General features: G+C 64.5%; 20 protein-coding genes. 11 read left to right on the top strand and 9 right to left on the bottom strand.

Going from position 1 to position 17,697, the window contains the following annotated elements; genetic code table 11:
* The first annotated feature begins 7 nt into the window (after positions 1 to 7).
* Entirely contained in the window at positions 8 to 559 is a 552-nt protein-coding gene (locus tag CH274_RS22800) for a YceI family protein (protein WP_094632044.1), read from the top strand.
* 38 nt (positions 560 to 597) lie between these two features.
* On the top strand, positions 598 to 1,329 hold the full coding sequence (locus CH274_RS22805; RefSeq protein WP_256980427.1) for an SIMPL domain-containing protein: 732 nt from the start codon (positions 598 to 600) through the stop codon (positions 1,327 to 1,329).
* Here the strand turns inward: CH274_RS22805 and CH274_RS22810 are convergent.
* From CH274_RS22810 to CH274_RS22825, 4 genes are all read right to left on the bottom strand, one after another.
* Positions 1,326 to 2,435 carry a CaiB/BaiF CoA transferase family protein gene (locus CH274_RS22810; protein ID WP_094659007.1) on the bottom strand — a complete coding sequence of 370 codons (1,110 nt, stop codon included), beginning with the start codon at positions 2,433 to 2,435 and terminating at the stop codon, positions 1,326 to 1,328. The genes CH274_RS22805 and CH274_RS22810 overlap by 4 nt on opposite strands.
* A 31-nt stretch (positions 2,436 to 2,466) precedes the next feature.
* Positions 2,467 to 3,108 carry a TetR/AcrR family transcriptional regulator gene (locus CH274_RS22815; RefSeq protein ID WP_094659008.1) on the bottom strand — a complete coding sequence of 214 codons (642 nt, stop codon included), beginning with the start codon at positions 3,106 to 3,108 and terminating at the stop codon, positions 2,467 to 2,469.
* Positions 3,109 to 3,162: 54 nt separating this feature from the next.
* A complete protein-coding gene (locus tag CH274_RS22820) occupies positions 3,163 to 4,539 on the bottom strand; it encodes a lipase family protein (RefSeq protein ID WP_256993674.1) in 1,377 nt (458 codons plus the stop codon).
* Positions 4,540 to 4,796: 257 nt separating this feature from the next.
* Positions 4,797 to 5,678 (bottom strand): dioxygenase family protein, encoded by an 882-nt coding sequence (locus CH274_RS22825; RefSeq protein WP_094659010.1) that lies wholly within the window; start codon positions 5,676 to 5,678, stop codon positions 4,797 to 4,799.
* 83 nt (positions 5,679 to 5,761) lie between these two features.
* Here CH274_RS22825 and CH274_RS22830 point away from each other — a divergent pair, with 83 nt between their 5' ends.
* On the top strand, positions 5,762 to 6,163 hold the full coding sequence (locus tag CH274_RS22830) for a hypothetical protein (protein ID WP_094646570.1): 402 nt from the start codon (positions 5,762 to 5,764) through the stop codon (positions 6,161 to 6,163).
* Here CH274_RS22830 and CH274_RS22835 read toward each other — a convergent pair.
* Positions 6,135 to 6,344 (bottom strand): hypothetical protein, encoded by a 210-nt coding sequence (locus tag CH274_RS22835; protein ID WP_094646569.1) that lies wholly within the window; start codon positions 6,342 to 6,344, stop codon positions 6,135 to 6,137. The genes CH274_RS22830 and CH274_RS22835 overlap by 29 nt on opposite strands.
* Before the next feature lie 49 nt (positions 6,345 to 6,393).
* Between CH274_RS22835 and CH274_RS22840 the strand changes: the two genes are divergently transcribed.
* The 4 genes from CH274_RS22840 to fahA all read left to right on the top strand — a co-directional run bounded on the left by CH274_RS22840 (position 6,394) and on the right by fahA (position 10,215).
* Positions 6,394 to 6,966 (top strand): MarR family winged helix-turn-helix transcriptional regulator, encoded by a 573-nt coding sequence (locus tag CH274_RS22840; protein ID WP_094646568.1) that lies wholly within the window; start codon positions 6,394 to 6,396, stop codon positions 6,964 to 6,966.
* 72 nt (positions 6,967 to 7,038) lie between these two features.
* On the top strand, positions 7,039 to 8,232 hold the full coding sequence (locus CH274_RS22845) for a homogentisate 1,2-dioxygenase (RefSeq protein ID WP_094659011.1): 1,194 nt from the start codon (positions 7,039 to 7,041) through the stop codon (positions 8,230 to 8,232).
* Positions 8,229 to 9,017, top strand: a complete 789-nt coding sequence (locus CH274_RS22850; RefSeq protein WP_179275828.1) for a hypothetical protein — start codon at positions 8,229 to 8,231, stop codon at positions 9,015 to 9,017. Before CH274_RS22845 ends, CH274_RS22850 begins: the two co-directional genes overlap by 4 nt.
* Positions 9,018 to 9,048: 31 nt before the next feature.
* Positions 9,049 to 10,215: a fumarylacetoacetase gene (fahA, locus tag CH274_RS22855; RefSeq protein ID WP_094659012.1), complete on the top strand. Its 1,167-nt coding sequence runs from the start codon at positions 9,049 to 9,051 to the stop codon at positions 10,213 to 10,215.
* Between the two features lie 8 nt (positions 10,216 to 10,223).
* On the opposite strand, the gene CH274_RS22860 is transcribed toward fahA, so the two are convergent.
* Positions 10,224 to 10,883: an IclR family transcriptional regulator gene (locus tag CH274_RS22860; protein WP_032395386.1), complete on the bottom strand. Its 660-nt coding sequence runs from the start codon at positions 10,881 to 10,883 to the stop codon at positions 10,224 to 10,226.
* 94 nt (positions 10,884 to 10,977) lie between these two features.
* Positions 10,978 to 11,517, bottom strand: coding sequence for a gamma carbonic anhydrase family protein (locus tag CH274_RS22865; RefSeq protein ID WP_256993675.1), 540 nt, complete (start codon positions 11,515 to 11,517; stop codon positions 10,978 to 10,980).
* A gap of 174 nt (positions 11,518 to 11,691) precedes the next feature.
* Between CH274_RS22865 and CH274_RS22870 the strand changes: the two genes are divergently transcribed.
* The 3 genes from CH274_RS22870 to CH274_RS22880 all read left to right on the top strand — a co-directional run bounded on the left by CH274_RS22870 (position 11,692) and on the right by CH274_RS22880 (position 15,251).
* The gene (locus CH274_RS22870; RefSeq protein WP_094646564.1) at positions 11,692 to 12,915 is read left to right on the top strand and encodes a CaiB/BaiF CoA transferase family protein; all 1,224 of its coding nucleotides are present in this window, start codon (positions 11,692 to 11,694) and stop codon (positions 12,913 to 12,915) included.
* A gap of 1 nt (position 12,916) precedes the next feature.
* The gene (locus tag CH274_RS22875) at positions 12,917 to 13,798 is read left to right on the top strand and encodes a hydroxymethylglutaryl-CoA lyase (protein ID WP_094659014.1); all 882 of its coding nucleotides are present in this window, start codon (positions 12,917 to 12,919) and stop codon (positions 13,796 to 13,798) included.
* A 73-nt stretch (positions 13,799 to 13,871) separates the two neighbouring features.
* On the top strand, positions 13,872 to 15,251 hold the full coding sequence (locus CH274_RS22880; protein WP_094646562.1) for an SLC13 family permease: 1,380 nt from the start codon (positions 13,872 to 13,874) through the stop codon (positions 15,249 to 15,251).
* Positions 15,252 to 15,284: 33 nt separating this feature from the next.
* Here CH274_RS22880 and CH274_RS22885 read toward each other — a convergent pair whose 3' ends face one another.
* Positions 15,285 to 15,797, bottom strand: coding sequence for an Lrp/AsnC family transcriptional regulator (locus tag CH274_RS22885; protein WP_032395390.1), 513 nt, complete (start codon positions 15,795 to 15,797; stop codon positions 15,285 to 15,287).
* Positions 15,798 to 15,977: 180 nt separating this feature from the next.
* Between CH274_RS22885 and hppD the strand changes: the two genes are divergently transcribed.
* Positions 15,978 to 17,183, top strand: a complete 1,206-nt coding sequence (gene hppD / locus CH274_RS22890; protein ID WP_094659015.1) for a 4-hydroxyphenylpyruvate dioxygenase — start codon at positions 15,978 to 15,980, stop codon at positions 17,181 to 17,183.
* 28 nt (positions 17,184 to 17,211) lie between these two features.
* Here the strand turns inward: hppD and CH274_RS22895 are convergent, their stop codons facing one another.
* The gene (locus tag CH274_RS22895; RefSeq protein ID WP_045198207.1) at positions 17,212 to 17,697 is read right to left on the bottom strand and encodes an Lrp/AsnC family transcriptional regulator; all 486 of its coding nucleotides are present in this window, start codon (positions 17,695 to 17,697) and stop codon (positions 17,212 to 17,214) included.

Here is a 17,697-nt window from a genome sequence, read left to right on the forward strand (position 1 = left end):
TCGGGGGATGAGTACCGAGACCTGGACGCTCGACGCATCCGACGGCGGGCAGTTGGCTGTTCGCACGGATGTCACAGGAAGGGCATCCAAGATGGGGCATCGCCTCACGATCGCGATGACCTCCTGGGCTGCGACAGTCGAGTGGGCCGGGGACGCACCTACCGCTGTCACCTTGACCGCCGAGGTGAGTTCACTCGACGTGGTCCACGGCGAGGGTGGACTGACACCTTTGATCGGACCGGAGAAGATCGTCGCGAAAGCCAACGCGCTCAAGAGTTTCGACGCCGACCGATATCCGTCGATACGTTTCCACTCCACCGAGATCACGGCCGTCGACTCCGGATTCAGGCTGGCGGGCACGGCCGAGATCCACGGTGTGTCGAGGGAGATCACCGTGGATGTGGACGTCACGGACCTCGGCGATCGGTGGCGTGTCGGGTCCGAAACCACTGTGCGTCAGTCGGATTACAAGATCACTCCGTATTCGCAGATGTTCGGAGCCATGAAGGTGGTCGACGAGGTCACCGTGACGTTCGACGCCGAGTATCGCAAGCCCTGAGCCTTTCCAATTCACCTGCAATGGTGGACACTACGGCGGTGAGTCGAAACAGATGGTTGGCCGGATCCTGCGCATCGGCCCTGGTGCTGGCCGTAGCCCTGACTGCGGGCTGCAGCAGTCCAGCGACCACGTCCCCCGACGGACCTCCCGGTGTGAACGTCAACGGCGTCGGAGAAGTCCAGGGCGCACCGGATACGTTGACAACCCAGATCGGCGTCCAGGCCACGGCCGAGGACGTCACCGCCGCGATCGAACAGGCTAACGCTGCGGTGACCGAAGTGACGGACGCGGTCATCGCGGCCGGCGTCGCTCGCGAGGACATCCAGACTCAGCAGGTCTCGATCGACCCGCAGTATTCCGGTGCTCTGCCGGGCGGTACCTCGGCCATCTCCGGATATCAGGCCACCAACACCTTGCAGGTGACGGTTCGCGACCTGTCGAAGGCGTCCGAAGTGTTGGGCGACGCCACATCGGCCGGTGGCAACGCGACCCGAATCTCCGGGGTCTCGTTCAAGATCGACGACGATTCCGAGCTGATCACCGATGCCCGGTCCAGGGCGTTCGCCGATGCCCGCGATCGCGCCGAGCAGTACGCGACGCTCGCAGGCGGCGAACTCGGAGACGTCCTGTCGATCACCGAGTCGATCACCGGCCAGGAGCAGCCGAGGACGTTCGGCGACTCCGCCAGTTCGTTCGACACGGCGGTGCCCATCGAACCTGGCCAGCAGACGGTCAGTGTGTCCGTGTCGGTGAAGTGGGCGTTGAACTAGAACTCGGCGGGCGGTGGCAGGCGATAGTTCACCGGTGTTGCCGAGAAGTCCAGTGGGTTGCGGACGCTGTCGGCCACTGAACCCGGAACCTGCACGCGCGGTTCGAGACCGAGTGATTCCGCGAACGCGAAGGCCTCCTCGAGAGAATTGACCGGTCCCGCGGGAACGTTGCGGGCCATCAGTTCTCGATACCACTCGTCCGCGGTGCGGGCGCTCAACGCCGAGGTCAGAACGTCGACCAGCTCGTCTCGATGTTTCACGCGAGCTGAATTGGACGAGAAGCGCTCGTCCGCTGCCAGTGCAGGCGATCCGAGAACCTCGACCAGGGCAGCGAATTGCCGGTCGTTGCCCACGGCAAGTGCGAGGGGTCGATCGGCGGTCTCGAACACCTCGTACGGCACCAGTGAGGGGTGCTTGTTGCCCATCGGCACGGGTACGACGCCGGCCCCGAGATAGGCCGACGACTGGTTGCTCAGTGCGGACAGCACCGACGCCATCAGTGAGGTGTGTATCTGCTGGCCTGCACCGGTGTTCGATCGATGATGCAGCGCCGCAAGGATTCCGCTGAGCGCATGGAGTCCGGTGACGATGTCGACCATCGCCACACCCACTTTGGTCGGTGCCTCCGCGTCCGGGCCGGTGACGCTCATCAGCCCGCCGACCGCCTGAACCACGAGGTCGTAGCCCGGCAGCGCTGCTCCCCCGCCGGTGCCGAATCCAGTGATCGAGCAGTAGATCAAACCGGGATTGCGCTGCGAGAGCGTCGAATAGCCCAGTCCGAGTCGGTCCATCGCACCGGCGCGAAAGTTCTCGATCACGATGTCCGCGCCGGCGACGATCTCGCGTGCCTCGGCTACGCCGGTCTCGGACTGCAGGTCGATGAACCTCGACGTCTTGTTGCGGTTGACCGAGTTGAAATAGGTTGCCGTACCGGCAGAGTCGTACGGGGGACCCCATGATCGGGTGTCGTCTCCGATTCCGGGTCGCTCGATCTTGATCACCTCGGCACCCATGTCGCCGAGCATCATCGTCGCGTACGGTCCGGCGAGTACACGAGAAAAATCCGCGACCACGAGTCCTGCGAGTGGTCCGGTGGCAGCTGTCATCGGTCCACTGTATTGCGCGGCACCCTGCAGTTCAGTTCAGGTCGGGAACGAAGGCTCCCAGCACGGCGACCATCGTCTCGACGATGAGCTCGATGGGTGGCCGGGGCGGGGCGGTACGGGACCAGTCGGAGACGATCTCGGTGAGCGCTCCGAGGAATGCTGTTGCAGCCAAACGATATCCACCCGGGGGAACGAAATCGGAACCGACTTCCGAGCGCAGGGTGTTCTCGAAGAATTCCACCCACTGTGCACGGCGGCGCGTCCGGTGCTGTTCGACGGCATCGCTGACACCCAGCATCTCCAGATACGAAATCCGCGCTCGCCGTGGGTCACCTCCGATCGATCCGACCAAGGCGGTCATCGCGGCGACGACCAGCGCGCGTCGGTCTCGGTCGGCTTGCCCGTCGAGTGCGGCGACGACTGCAGCCAGCGCGTCGTCTTGGATCAGGTCGTAGACATCCACGAGCAGCGCCTCACGGTTGGCGAACTCACTGTAGAACTGACTGCGCGCCAAACCGGCCGCGGTGCAGATATGGGCGACCGAAGTGGCTGCGTATCCGCGCACCCCGATGACCTCGATCCCGGCCTGCAGAAACCGTGCGCGTCGATCGGCTTTGCGCGCGGCGGACGACTGTCCGGCGTAGATGCGGCCCTGATCGTCGGCGACAGTCACCGGCGGAGTCTACCGCCGGTGACTGTCTCGCGGCCCTGACGCCGATCGGGCCCGTCACGCCCCGATCGGCTTGCCGAACAGTCCGGCGATTATCTCGCCGACGGCATCGACGAAGAGCGGGTGTGCACGCGTGTCGAGCGCCATCGAGCCGACATCGTTCGTTCGGCAACCCGGTTCCACAGGAACACCGGCAAACCGGTCGCGCATCCACAACACCGCGCTCGGAAAGGCGATCAGCTCCAGAGTGATGTGCTCGCTGAAATGGTCACGGGTGTAGGTGACATCGGCACCGGGACGGCTGCAGTACGAATCGACCATCGCGTTGACCGGCCCGATCGGCACCAGCCAATCCGGGTTCGAGTGGTAGACGTAGAGCGGCATGTTCGGGGTGGTGCCACCGAGTCGCATCGCGGACAGGGCCTTCTTCACCACGGGTTGTTGAATCGGGTCGCCGTCGGTATGCAGGAAACCCTTCAGGTTGACGAACGGGAGCAGCGCCGACGAGTAGCCGACACAGAGATTGTCCTTGGCCGCGAACAAAGTTCGGCCGAGCGGATCGATGTGCCGGTCGATGAAGTCGGCCAACTCGGGATCTTCGCGGCTGGCACCGATGATGCCGGCAGCGACGATGCCGGAGCCGAGGGCGTTGTTCGCGTTGTCGACCAGGGCCCCGAGTTCAGCCGGGGTTCCGCCCTCGGTGACGCCGACGATATCGAGCTCGGGCGCGTAGCTTCCGGCCAGCTCGGCTGCATGACCGGTGGCTATCGCGCCACCGGAGTAGCCGCTCATCCCCACCTTGGTGGCCTCTCCGGACAACTGCATCGGCGCGAAGTTCTCGGCCGCTCGGATGCCGTCGAGGGTGATCCGACCGGCGACCGGCCCCGCGGCGAACGAGTTGTTCGGACCTTGATGGTCGGGTACCGATACCGCCCAGCCCTGAGCCAACGCTGCCTGCACCTCGAGGAATTGAGCACCCGACGTCACTGCGCCCGTGACCGGCCAGGGAATTGCCCCCGCTCGCATCGCATACGAGGGCGCGCAGTAGGCGGCGAGAGAATCCTCGGCCAATTGGATGGATATCAGCGGGCGCGGTGCCGCGGGCACGCCACGGGGCTTGATGACCGTGGTGACCGCAGCTATCGGCTCGTCGCGTCCGTTGTTGGACCGAAACGACAGCTGCCAGGCGTCCACCTGTGTGGGGATGACATTGAGAGTGGCCAGCTCGACGGGCCGAGCGGCGATGATCTGACCTGGTTCGGCCGCGGCCACGACGTCGGCGGGAGGACGGTAGAAGCCGGTGTCGAACTCCGGGATCGTCGGCCACGTGAACGGTGCCAGAGGCGGCTGAACCACCACCTCGGGCGGATCGCTGACGTCGGGTGCAGCGGCAGCGGTGCTGGTCGTCGCCGCAATGGCGGCAACGGCGGTCACCAGGCCGATTGTGACCCGAAGCGTCCAAGATCGAGCAGAAGACACGGGTGTACTCCTTCGCGCCGGAGGGCGGGCTCCGTAGGACGCGCGCCCGGCGTCGGTTCGTACAGCGCATCCGACCATCTTGGACACCGATGTCCGAGATGGTGCTGAGAACTGTAGAGCGAAGTGGCGTGGATAACAATCCCCAGTTCGAAAAGAACTCAGAAGTGAACCGATTCCAACTCCAGCCGGCCGTGCCCGCCCCTCCTACGACATCACGCGACCGCGAAGGACCTCTTCGCCAAACCGAATTGAAAGCCGGTGATGGCGGTGGTCACCGGAGCTTCCGGGTTCTCGGCGGCACCCAGAGTGACGAACAGCGGAGTGAAATGTTCGACGGTGGGGTGGGCGTACGGCATCCCCGGCGCAGCACTACGGAAGTCCGCCAGAGTCGCGACGTCACCGCGCGACAACGCGTCGGCCGCCCAGAGATCGAAGTCCTCGGACCACGTCGGCACAGTGTTGGTGGCGAAATTCTCCCGGGACAGGAACGGCAGACCGTGCGTCATGAACCCGGAACCGATCACCAAGACTCCCTCGGCGCGAAGCTCTTTCAGCGCAGCGCCGATCGCCATCAGCCGATCGGGAGCGTGCGTCGGCAGGCTCAACTGCAGAACGGGAACATCGGCGTAGGGGTACATGACCTTCAGCGGAACCCAGGCACCGTGGTCGAGGCCGCGGGAGTTGTGCTGATGCAGGTTCTCCGACGCCGGAATGGCCGCGGCAACGCGTGCGGCCAGCGCCTCGGCGTCGGGCGTCCGATATTCCATCGAGTAGTAGCGCTGAGCGAATCCACCGAAGTCGTAGACCAATGGGGTTGCGGCACCCGAGGCGGACAGACTCAGCGGTGCCTCTTCCCAGTGTGCGCTGACGATGAGGATCGCTTTCGGCTTGGGCATCGACTGCGACCAGGTGAACAGCTGGTCCATCCACAGGGCGTCGTCGAAGACCGGGGGTGCGCCGTGGCTGATGTAGAGGGCGGGCATCGGTCCGTCGTTCGGGGTCCACAGTTTCTGCGACCGGCTCGCGGGCGCGGCATCGGCGAGAAATGCGTCGAACGCAGCGCCCGCGACAGGCGGGTTGATCACAGATGGCATGACAGGTCCTTCGAAGTGCTTAAGTTGAACCTTCAAGTTAGCACCGATCGTGCATTCTGGCCAGCATCGCTACGCTCGGCCCTATGCCGGACGCCGTCTACCGCGCACCGATGCCCGGGGGTGTCGAACGTGCCCTCACCTTCGGACTCTGCGGGATGGCGGCCGACGACGAACGATCACTACGACGGGTAGAGCGCTTCGAGCAGGTCGCGGACGGCTCCTGGGTCTGGACGCGTACCGAGCGCGGCGAGTACTTCCTCGGCCGAATATCCGGTCCGCTTCGCCAGGACCACAGCGCCGATGCGGTGGCGTCGAACATGACTTTCGTACGTGACTGCGAGTGGACCGACGAGCCCGTTCCCGAACATCGGGTACCGGCCGCGACGCTGCACACCTTCGCCCGCGGCGGGCGGAACTTTCAGCAGACGCACGACCCTCAGGTCGCCGCGGAGTCGGCTAACGTGTGGCGAGCTCGAGGTCGCTGACCTGGGGATCGACCTGCACGACGGCGTAGCCCTGAATCTCGAACTTGTTCTCACCCTCGGGCGGCCCGAGCACGGCGCGGACGATCAGCGTTGCAGCGGCAGCGACGAGTGCGATCACGACGACCACCGCGGCCACGATCAGCAGGGTCCGGGGGCCGCCGAACAGGTTCTTCGAGCTCATGCGTCCATCATGACTCCTGCGGGACGAGGCACGTATCGCGCCCAGCGAAATGATAAAGGTGTTGATCAGATGGTTTCGTGGTTACAGTGAATCCGTGACCGACTCACCCGAGCCCGATTTCTGGTCGTTCATCGAGACCGCCAACAGCACGTTGGCCCGGAAGTACGGCTTCGAGCATCAGCTGGCCACAGAGGTTCTACTGACGCTCAACCGGGCGTCGAACATCGTCACGTACGACCTGGAGTCGACGGTTCATCGCCCGCGAGGCTGGTCATGGTCGTCGTTCCGGCTGATGTTCGTCACGTGGCTGGCGGGTCCGATCGAGCCGAAGCGGGCCGCCGAATTGACCGGCATGAGTCGCGCGACCGTATCGAACCTGTCAAAATCCCTGATCGCGGGCGGTTTGCTCGTCAGCACCCCCGACGAGTCCGACGGGCGTTCGGTTCGCCTGGCCCTCACCGAGCGTGGTCACGCAGAGATGATCGAGACGTTCGCCGAGCAGAACGAGCGGGAGAACGCGTGGGCCAGCGCGCTCACCGAGCCCGAGCAGCGGATTCTGGTGATGTTGTTGACCAAGCTGATCACCAATCGAAGCCAGTTCGACGTCCGCGGACGGAACTGACGGTTGCGTAGATCACGTCGAAATAGTTAATGTATTTACTACATCCGGTGAACTCGACCCAGGAGCGACGACGTGGCCTATTACCGCCAGCTCGGATCGGTGCCGCCGAAGCGGCACACCCAGCATCGAACTCCAGAGGGCAACCTCTACTTCGAGGAACTGATGGGCGAAGAGGGCTTCTCCTCGGACTCGTCTCTCCTCTATCACCGCCACATTCCCTCGGCCATCGTCGATGCCACGGTCTGGGAGCTTCCCGATCAATCGACGACGCCGAACCATCCGCTGAAGCCGCGACACCTGACGTTGCACGAGCTGTTCCCGGACTCCGTCGTCGCCGACACCGACGTCGTCACCGGCCGGCGACTCGTCCTCGGTAACGCCGACGTCAGACTGTCCTATGTCGTCGCGTCGAAAACCTCACCGCTGTATCGCAATTCGATCGGTGACGAGATGGTGTATATCGAATCCGGTTCTGCTGCAGTGGAAACGGTATTCGGAACCCTCCAGGCACAGCAGGGTGACTACGTGCTCATTCCGCGTTCGACGACGCACCGTTGGATTCCCGACGGCACCCTGCGCGCGTACGCCATCGAGGCCAACAGCCACATCGCGCCACCGAAGCGCTTCCTGTCGAAGTTCGGCCAGCTGCTCGAGAACGCGCCCTACTGCGAGCGCGATCTGCACGGTCCATCCGAGCCTCTGCTCGCGGAGGGAACGGACGTGGAAGTGCTTGTCAAACATCGTGGTTCGACGGGCATCGTCGGAACGCGCTACGTCTACCCGCAGCATCCGTTCGACGTGGTGGGGTGGGACGGGTGCCTGTACCCGTACACGTTCAACATCTCCGACTACGAGCCGATCACCGGCCGAGTGCATCAACCACCACCGGCGCACCAGGCGTTCGAGGGGGCCAACTTCGTGATCTGCAATTTCGTTCCGCGCAAGGTCGACTACCACCCGCTGGCGATTCCGGTGCCGTACTACCACTCCAACGTCGACTCGGACGAGATCATGTTCTACGTCGGCGGCGACTACGAAGCCCGTAAGGGCTCGGGGATCGGGCAGGGATCGATCTCGGTGCATCCGGGCGGTCACGCTCACGGACCGCAACCCGGTGCGTACGAACGCAGCATCGGTGCCGAGTTCTTCGACGAACTGGCCGTCATGGTCGATACGTTCCGCCCGCTCGAACTCGGCGAAGGTGCGCTCGCGTGCGAGGACACCGGCTATGCCTGGACGTGGGCCGGCCGGGGACCGAACCGATGATCCCGAAGTTCTTCCATCGTCTGTGCGACGACGCCGCTGTCTTCCCTCCCGGCGATGCGCCGCTCGATGTTGCTGTGGCACAACACCTCGAGTACCGGGCCAGCGCCTTCGCCGACCTGGTGGGCCCGCTGGTCGTTCCCATGGACCGGGTGACCGAACTCGACCTGGGTACCCGGATGGAGGTGGCGTTGACCGCACCTGCCGGACCAGGCAGTGTCGAGGCCGGCCTACGCGCTGCCGACCGCACGGCCGGGGTGACCGTCGTGGCCATCGAAGTGGCAGTCCCCGACGGCACCGACATCGATGCCCTGCGCACCATCACTCAGGACATCGACATCTACGTCGAGATTCCCCGGGATGCCCGACGAGACGCCATCTTCGATGCAGTCGACGAGTTCGGCTATCGCGCCAAATTCAGAACCGGCGGAGTCACGGCCGACCTGTACCCGGACGAGCAGGAGCTCGCCGCGTCCATCTACGAGGCCGCGCAGCGTGAGGTCCACTTCAAAGCCACCGCGGGCTTGCACCATGCGGCTCGTAACACCGATCCCGACAACGGGTTCGAGCAACACGGCTTCCTCAACGTGATCCTCGCGGCGCAGGCCGCCCACAGCGGCGCGCGAGTCGGCGAGCTCGAGAAGATACTGGCGATCCGCGATGCAGACGTCCTCGCCGGGCTCGTCGCCGGGATCGAGGGCCAACGCGCTTTCGCCTCCTTCGGTACCTGCAGCGTCCGCGAACCCCTCGACGATCTCGTCGCCCTCGGCCTCGTGCCACCCCTGTGAGCCCCACCCCCGTACATCAGGAGCGCCGTCCATGACGCACATCGACATCCCCGCCGATTCCGAGTTCGGAATCGACAACCTCCCCTATGGCATCTTCAGCACTCCCGGTACCGACGCACGCGTAGGAGTTCGGTACGGCGACACCGTGATCGATCTTTCCGTCGCTGTGGACGATCCCGATTTCGCCTCGCCCAGCCTCAATGCGTTCATGTCCCGTGGACGCACCCGCTGGGTGGAGGTGCGCACGTCCGTCACCGACATGCTCATCAGTCGCACCACCCCCACGGACGCAATCGTGTCCGTTTCCGATGTCACGATGCACCTGCCGTTCGCGGTGGCCGACTACGTGGACTTCTACGCCTCCGAGCACCACGCGTCCAACCTCGGTCGACTCTTTCGCCCCGATGCCGAACCGCTGCTACCGAATTGGAAGCACCTGCCCGTTGCGTATCACGGCCGGGCCGGCACGGTGTTCGTCTCCGGTACCGACGTCAGGAGGCCGTGCGGTCAGCGCAAGGCACCCGACGAGGCGTCGCCCACGTTCGGTCCGAGTCGGCGACTGGATATCGAGGCCGAGATGGGCTTCGTCGTCGGTGTTCCGTCCAACGGGCCCATACCGCCGGATCGGTTCTCCGAGCACGTGTTCGGTGCCGTCGTCGTCAACGACTGGTCGGCTCGCGACATCCAGGCCTGGGAGTACGTGCCGCTGGGGCCGAATCTCGGCAAGAGTTTCGCGACGTCCATCTCACCGTGGGTGGTTCCCCTGCTCGCGCTCGAACACGCGCGAACCTCGACGCCGGTTCAGGATCCGGAGCCGCTCGAGTACCTCCGCGAATCTCGTTCGTGGGCTTTGGACATCGATCTGACGGTCTCGTGGAACGGCCATGCCGTGTCCCACCCGCCCTACAGTGCGATGTACTGGTCGCCGGCGCAGATGCTGGCGCACGAGACCGTCAACGGCGCAACCAGCCGAACCGGTGACCTGTTCGCCTCGGGCACCATCTCGGGACCCGAGAAGGATCAGCGCGGTGCCTTCATCGAACTCACCTGGGGTGGTAAGGAACCAGTGTCACTCGGCGCGGAGACCCGCACCTTCCTCGAGGACGGCGACGAGGTCGTCATTGCCGCCAGCGCCCCGGGGCCGAACGGCTCGCGCATCGGCTTCGGTGACGTCCGGGGCCGGATCACGCCGGCCTGAACGACTGGCTACCACTCGGATCGCACGACCAGAGATTTCTCGATCTCCAGCGCTGCGTCGCGCACGGCCTGCCCCCACAGCAGTCCGGCCGACGTCGCCACCCTCTCGATCGGACCCGCGACACAGACGGCGGCGACGATGCGCTCGTCCCGGCGGACCGGTGCACTCACCGAGGTCAGGCCCGGGGTTCGCTCCGACGCCGATTCCCACCACCCGCGGGCCCGACGCTCGGCGTCGGCGTCGAGGTCGCCTGCCAACACGTGACCGGCCGACCCCGCTCCGAGCGGAAGTAGCGCCCCCGCGGGCAAGGACGCCCGGAGTTCGTGCTCCGAATCCTCCGACACCAGACACAACCGATGCGATCCCCGGAGTACCCACAGCTGCGCGGATTCGCCGGTCTCCTGCCGCAGACGCCTGAGAATCGGCACCGCGAGTCCGCCGAGAGTGGACGTACCGAAGCGATCACCGGGATGAACAAGACCGTCGTTGTCCCGGCGCAGCATCGAGTACCGCACCATCTCGCCGACCAGCCGATAGACCGTCGATGCAGACAGACCCAGCATCTTGGCGAGGTCGCCGGTGGTCCGCGGACACGCCTCGACGGCGTTGAGAATCGCTGCGGCCCGAGCCAGAACCCCGGTGGTGGTGTCGGCGCTACCGTCCGTCACTGCTGTCGACCTCCGTTTTCGATTCCGGCACTGCACCGGCGACCTGACCGACACTGACTACGCAGCATAGGTGTCGGACCGATCCGCGACGTCGTCAGCAGCGCCGAGCACCACGGTGGACTCCGGCCAAGGTGCGGTAGGTGAGCGCGTTGGCCGTGCAGTGCTCGACCTCCTCGTCGGTCAATTCCCGCCGAACTTTGGCGGGGACACCCGCCACCAATGATCTGGGCGGAATACGAGCGCCTTCGGTCACCAGCGCGCCTGCTGCAACGAGGCAGTTCTCTCCCACCACTGCGCCGTTCATGATGACGGCAGCCATGCCGACCAGTGTTCCGTCGCCGACGGCGCAACCATGCAGGACGGCATTGTGTCCCACACTCACGTTCGCACCGATCGTGAGCGGATAGCCCGGATCCACATGTGCGACAACGCCATCCTGAATATTGGACCCACTGCCGACCGTGATCTCTTCGGTGTCGGCGCGGAGAACGGCCCGATACCAGACACTGCTGTCCGGCCCCAGATTCACTCGTCCGACGAGCGTCGCAGTGGGGGCGACCCACGCGGACGCGTCGACGTTCGGAGATCCGCATTCGAGCGCGAGCAGCATCGACCCTGAGCTCGTATCGGTCATGAGTTCCCGTTTCCTTCCATCGGTACAGCTATTTCTGGAATCCACGTCACAGTGCTTGTCATCAGTGATCCAGCACACTATGGTCATTCCTACCAGAAGATAATGTATTTATCAAATAATGATAATCGACATCTTCACTCGGACCTACTACCCAACTGCAGGGAGTGACCACCGGTGTCCACCACTACCGAGAACGGCCCATTGCACGGAATCCGTGTGATCGAGCTGGGCAACTTCATCGCCGCACCGTTCGCCAGTCGTCTTTTCGCCGACTTCGGTGCCGAAGTCATCAAGATCGAACGCCCCGGCGTCGGAGACGAACTCCGCGGCTGGCGTCGAAGCCGCGGAGACACCTCCATGATGTTTCGGACCATTGCCCGCAACAAGCATTCTGTGACCCTCGACCTTCGAACCGACGACGGCCGCGATCTGGCGCTGCGCCTGGTCGAAACCGCCGATGTCGTCGTCGAGAACTTTCGACCCGGCACACTCGAGCGGTGGGGTCTCGGGCCCGATCGTCTGCAGGCAGTCAATCCCGACGTCGTCCTGGTGCGGATCTCGGGCTACGGTCAAACCGGCCCCCATCGCGATCGCGCGGGATTCGGAGGTGTCGCAGAGGCTTTCGGCGGACTTCGCCACGTCACCGGGCACGCAGATCGCGACCCGGTGCGCCCGGCCGCACCCATCGGAGACGTCCTGGCCGGACTCCACGGAGCTGTCGGCGCTCTGGTGATGCTGCTCGCTCGAGAACGCAGCGGAGATCATTCTCGGCCCAAGGTCGCCGACGTCGCACTCTACGAAGCAGTGTTCATGGCCATGGAATCACTGGTCCCGGACTTCGACGCATACGGCACCGTCCGCCAGCGCACAGCGGGCAATCTTCCCGGCGTGGTCCCCAGCGGGATCTACCCATCCCAGGACGGCAGCGTCATGATCGCCGGTAACTCGAGCAGCGTGTTCGGCCGGCTCATGACCGCGGTCGGCCGAGCAGACCTGGCCGCGGACCCCGACTTGGCCGACGGCGACAGACGATTTCAGCGCGAGGCCGAGCTCGACGAGGCGATCTCGTCGTGGACATCGGCGCGCCCCACCTCCGTGGTCGTCGACGAGCTCGGTGCTGCAGGCGTTCCCGTCGGAGAGGTATTCGACGCAGGCCAGATCGCCGAGGACGAGCACTTCGTCGCCCGCGGCATGGTGCAGCCTCTGAAAGTCTCGGTGGAACAGGGCAGCACCGAGGAAGTGCGCTTTCCCGGAGTGGTTCCGCGCTTCGGCGACACCGCCACCGCCGTCAAGTGGGCGGGCCCGGATCTGGGCGAGCACACCGACGATGTTCTCGGCCGCACACTCGGTCTCACCGAGGAGCAGCTCGACGATCTCCGCGCCAGGAAGGTGATCTGAAATGCCGCGCGTCAACATCACCGACGTCTATCTCCGCGATGGTCTGCAGGACGAGAAGTGCATCGTCCCCACCGCGGACAAGCTGGCGGTGCTCGATGCAACCCTTGCGTCGGGCATCACCTCGCTCGAGATCGCGTCGTTCGTCTCTGCCACCCGGGTGCCGCAGATGGCCGACGCCGAGGAAGTCGTGAGACTCGCACCCCGCCGAGACAGAAGTCGTTACAGTGCACTGACTTTGAACAGTCGCGGTGTCCACCGGGCAGCCGAGACGGACATCGACGTGATCCAGATCGTGACGTCCGCCAGCGAGAGCCACAGCCGCGCCAACGCCGGACGCTCGCCCGACGACGCCTTGCGCGATCTGAGTTCCGCTGTCGCACTGCATCCGGACCGCACATTCATCGGCGGGGTCAGTACCGCATTCGTGTGCCCGTTCGACGGCGTCATCACGCCCGAGCGGCTCGTCGAAGTGTGTGAACGCATGGCCGACATCGGTGTATCGAGCCTCGGTCTGGCCGACACGCTGGGGATCGCCACCACCGACCAGGTACTGACCGGTGTCGACGCCGTACGAACAGCGTTGCCCGAGTTGACAATCAGCCTGCATCTGCACAACGCTCACGATCAGGCCCTCGACACAGCGGTACGTGCAGTACTCGACCTCGAGATCGAATACTTCGACAGCGCACTCGCCGGGTACGGCGGTTGTCCCTTCGCCCCGGGCGCGCACGGAAACCTGGCCACCGAACAGCTCGTGGATACGTTCCATCGCGCCGGAATCGACACCGGTATCGACACTGACGGTCTCACCGCCGCTGCCGATCTCGCTCGTGCAGTGGTCGATCGCGCCCTACCTCTCCCCACCCCCGCCTCCGCACTGTGATCAGGCGGGCTCCGGCCCGCGCATCGCCGCTTCCTCCGCGGCACAACCTCATCCTCCGTCCGAAAGGCCAGCCATGGTCTACGCAATCTCGATCGTCGCCCTCATCGCCATCTTCACGGTCGCGACGATCACTCCCATCAACATGGGTCTACTCGCCTTCGCCGGCGCGTTCCTCATCGGTGGCGCGATATCCGGCATCCCCATCGACGACATCATCGACGCATTCCCCGGTAGTACGTTCATCATCGTCGGCGGCATCACCTTGCTGTTCGCCATCGCCAAAGCCAACGGAACCATCGACGTCGTCATCGATCGTTCCCTCCGACTGGTGGGCGGGCGACGCTGGGCCATTCTGTGGATGATGTTCCTGCTGTCCGGGCTGCTGATGGCCCTCGGCTCCGTTCTCGCCGTCGGCATGCTGGCACCGATCGCGATGCCACTGGCCAAGCGCAACAACATCAATCCCTTCCTCATGGGCATGGTCGTGAGCCACGGCGCTCTTGCGTGCTGCTTCTCCCCGATCAACCTGTACGGCGCTTTCGTCAACGGCCTGATGGATTCCACCGGAGTCGGCTCACATCCGCTGGCCCTGTTCCTCATCCCGTTCGTGCTCAACACCTTCATCGCTCTCGTGCTCTTCCTCGTTCTCGGCCGCGACCTGATCACAGATCGAACCCGTGCGTTCGACGTTCAGGACCTGCGCGACCAGGCGGGCGGGCTGCCGACGCCGTCCGGACCGCGTCCGGGCCACACCGGGTTGCCCGAGGGCAGCGGTGGCGGCACCGCAGTGCAAGTCGAGGCCGATCCCATCGAAGCTGCCTCGGTCACAACGGTTCCCGATCAGCCCGTTCCGCTGAATCGAGTGCGTATCCTCACGCTCCTCGGCATCGCCGCCCTGGTACTGCTGTCGGTGACCTTGGGTGTCGACATCGGCGTCAGCGCGATCTGCGTGTCGGTGGTGCTGCTGCTGTTGGCACCCAAGACCCACCCCAAGGTGGTCGACAACATCGCCTGGCCCGCCGTGGTCCTCGTCTGCGGCGTCCAGACCTACATGACGGTCATGACCCAGAACGGCACACTGGGATTCCTCGGCGACGCCGCGTCGGCCCTCGGCTCACCACTGCTGACGGCACTGATCCTCTGCTACGCGGTGGCCATCATCTCGGCATTCGGATCGTCGATCGGCACCATCGGTATCGCCCTACCCCTCGCTGCACCGATGCTCGCCGCCGGTGAGCTGGGTGCCATCGGATTCGTTGCTGCCATTGCTTTCTCGGCGACGGTGGTCGACGTCAGCCCGTTCTCCACCAACGGTGTCATGGTCCTGGCCGAAGCACGAGTGGACGACAAGGCCCGATTCCAGCGAAAGATGCTGGGGTACTGCGGACTCGTCGTTCTGCTCGCCCCGCCGACGGTCTGGCTTCTGACTGTGGTTGCACCGTCGGTCACCTGACTCGGCGAACCGACACGCCCCTGCTCACCGCCCTCATTCCCGCGAGGGTCGGTAGGCGGGGGCTTTCGGCGTTCGATCGGTCTCTGCGGTGTTCAGCAGCGGCATCGTTCGGAACTCGACCAGCTCCGAAAGCACCACCACACTCGTCGACCGGGCGATCGTACGAGACTGGTTGAGTACGATAAGAGTTCGTTGCAGATCGTCGTGTGAGGCAGCCGCGACTCGGCACAACACATCACCGGCACCCGTGGTGGCGAAGGCTTCCAGGACGCCGGGGATCTGCTCGAGCACAGCGACGACGTCGCCGAGCGCACCTTGCGCGATCTCCAAAGTGACGAACGCCTGGACCCCGTAACCTGCTGCAGCCAAACCGATTCGCGGTCGATAGCCGGTGATGACGCCGCTGTCCTCCAGCCGTTGCAGCCTCGCTGTCACCGTCGCCCGTGCCACCCCGAGGTTCCGTGACAGCTCGAGCACCCCGATTCTCGAATTGTCCTGCAGCGCAGCGAGTATTGCGCGGTCCAGCTTGTCGAGCGTCGGTTCCATCGTGCACCTCGGTGGTCATCGTATTTTCTAGACATATCGTATAGCAAAACGAGAGATCGTCTGCGCTATCCGTACAGCTGAGACAGTAGAAACGAGGTCGATTGACGACCTATCCGCCAGATGTTTTGCTCGACGGAACAACTGGTCGACACGACGCCAGCTCGGCAACAGGGAGATTCAATGAGCCTCGACAGCATTCTCAACGACGACGAACGGTTGGCCGACCTCGACGCCGATCAGCTCCGACAGCTCGTCGGCCTGGTCGAGTACGACGACAAACGCGACCCCTTTCCGGTCAGCGGCTGGGACGCCATCGTGTGGGTCGTCGGCAACGCGACGCAGACCACGCACTTCTTCCAGTCCGCCTTCGGCATGGAATTGGTGGCGTACTCCGGCCCGACGACAGGTCAGCGCGACCACCACGCGTACGTACTCAAGTCGGGCGCAGTGCGATTCGTCATCACGGGAGCCGTCGATCCTGACAGCGACCTGGTGGCACACCACACCCGCCACGGCGACGGCGTCATCGACATCTCACTGGCCGTCCCGGATGTGGATCGATGCATCGAGCATGCGCGGGCGCAGGGCGCGCGAGTACTGCAGGAACCAACCGATATCTCCGACGAGCACGGCACGGTGCGGACTGCGACCATCGCCACCTACGGCGACACCCGGCACACGTTGGTCGACCGATCCCGGTACACCGGCGCATACCTCCCCGGCTACGTGCCGCGGACGTCGACACTGCAGCGACCGGTAGGCGCTCCCAAGCGGATCTTTCAGGCCCTCGATCACGTGGTGGGCAACGTGGAGTTGGGCAAGATGGACGAGTGGGTGGACTTCTATCACCGCGTCATGGGATTCACGAACATGGCCGAGTTCGTCGGAGCCGACATCGCAACCGACTACTCGGCGTTGATGAGCAAGGTCGTCTCCAACGGCAACCACCGCGTGAAGTTCCCGCTGAACGAGCCGGCCGTCGCCAAGAAGCGATCGCAGATCGACGAGTACCTCGACTTCTATCGAGGCCCGGGCGCACAGCATCTGGCGCTCGCGACCAACGACATCCTGTCTTCGGTCGATGCCCTGCGCGCAGCGGGCGTCGAATTTCTCGCCACCCCCGATTCGTACTACGAGGACCCGGAACTGCGGGCCCGCATCGGCAACGTCCGGGTACCGATCGAAGAACTGCAGAAGCGTGGAATTCTCGTGGACCGAGACGAGGACGGGTATCTGCTGCAGATCTTCACCAAGCCTCTGGTCGATCGCCCCACGGTGTTCTTCGAGCTGATCGAACGCCACGGCTCGCTCGGCTTCGGCATCGGCAACTTCAAGGCCTTGTTCGAGGCCATCGAGCGTGAGCAGGACGCTCGCGGCAACTTCTGACTCGTGATCTGTTCGACGCCGCCCACCGTCAGCGTTCGGTGGGCGGCGTCGTGCGTCCCAGACCGCCTCGATCCTCGTCGAAGATCAACCACGTGCGAGTCGCGCGGACTCCGTCGAGTGATTGCAAACCCTCCAGCACCACCTGCCGCAAACTCTCGTTGTCGGGAGTCCTGATGAGCACCAAGACGTCGAAATCGCCACCGAGCAAACTGAAATGGTCGACGAATTCCATTGCACGCAAACCCTCGGACACGGTCCGCCACGAATCCTGACGGATGGACAGCGCAATGAACGCCGAGGTCCCCAGCCCTGACGCCGCATGGTCGACCTGCACGGTGAACCGCTCGATGACCCCCGAGTCCTTCAACCGATCGACACGCGTATACGTATGTGCACGAGAGAGATTCAATCGATCGGCCAGTACCCGCATCGAGACCCGACCGTCGGCGGTCAACTCGGTGAGGATGCGCCGATCGGTGTCGTCCAACTCCACACGCCTCGAGACGTCGTCCAT

Source organism: Rhodococcus sp. 06-418-5 (assembly GCF_002258285.1).
In the GTDB taxonomy this organism is placed as follows: Bacteria; Actinomycetota; Actinomycetes; order Mycobacteriales; family Mycobacteriaceae; genus Rhodococcoides.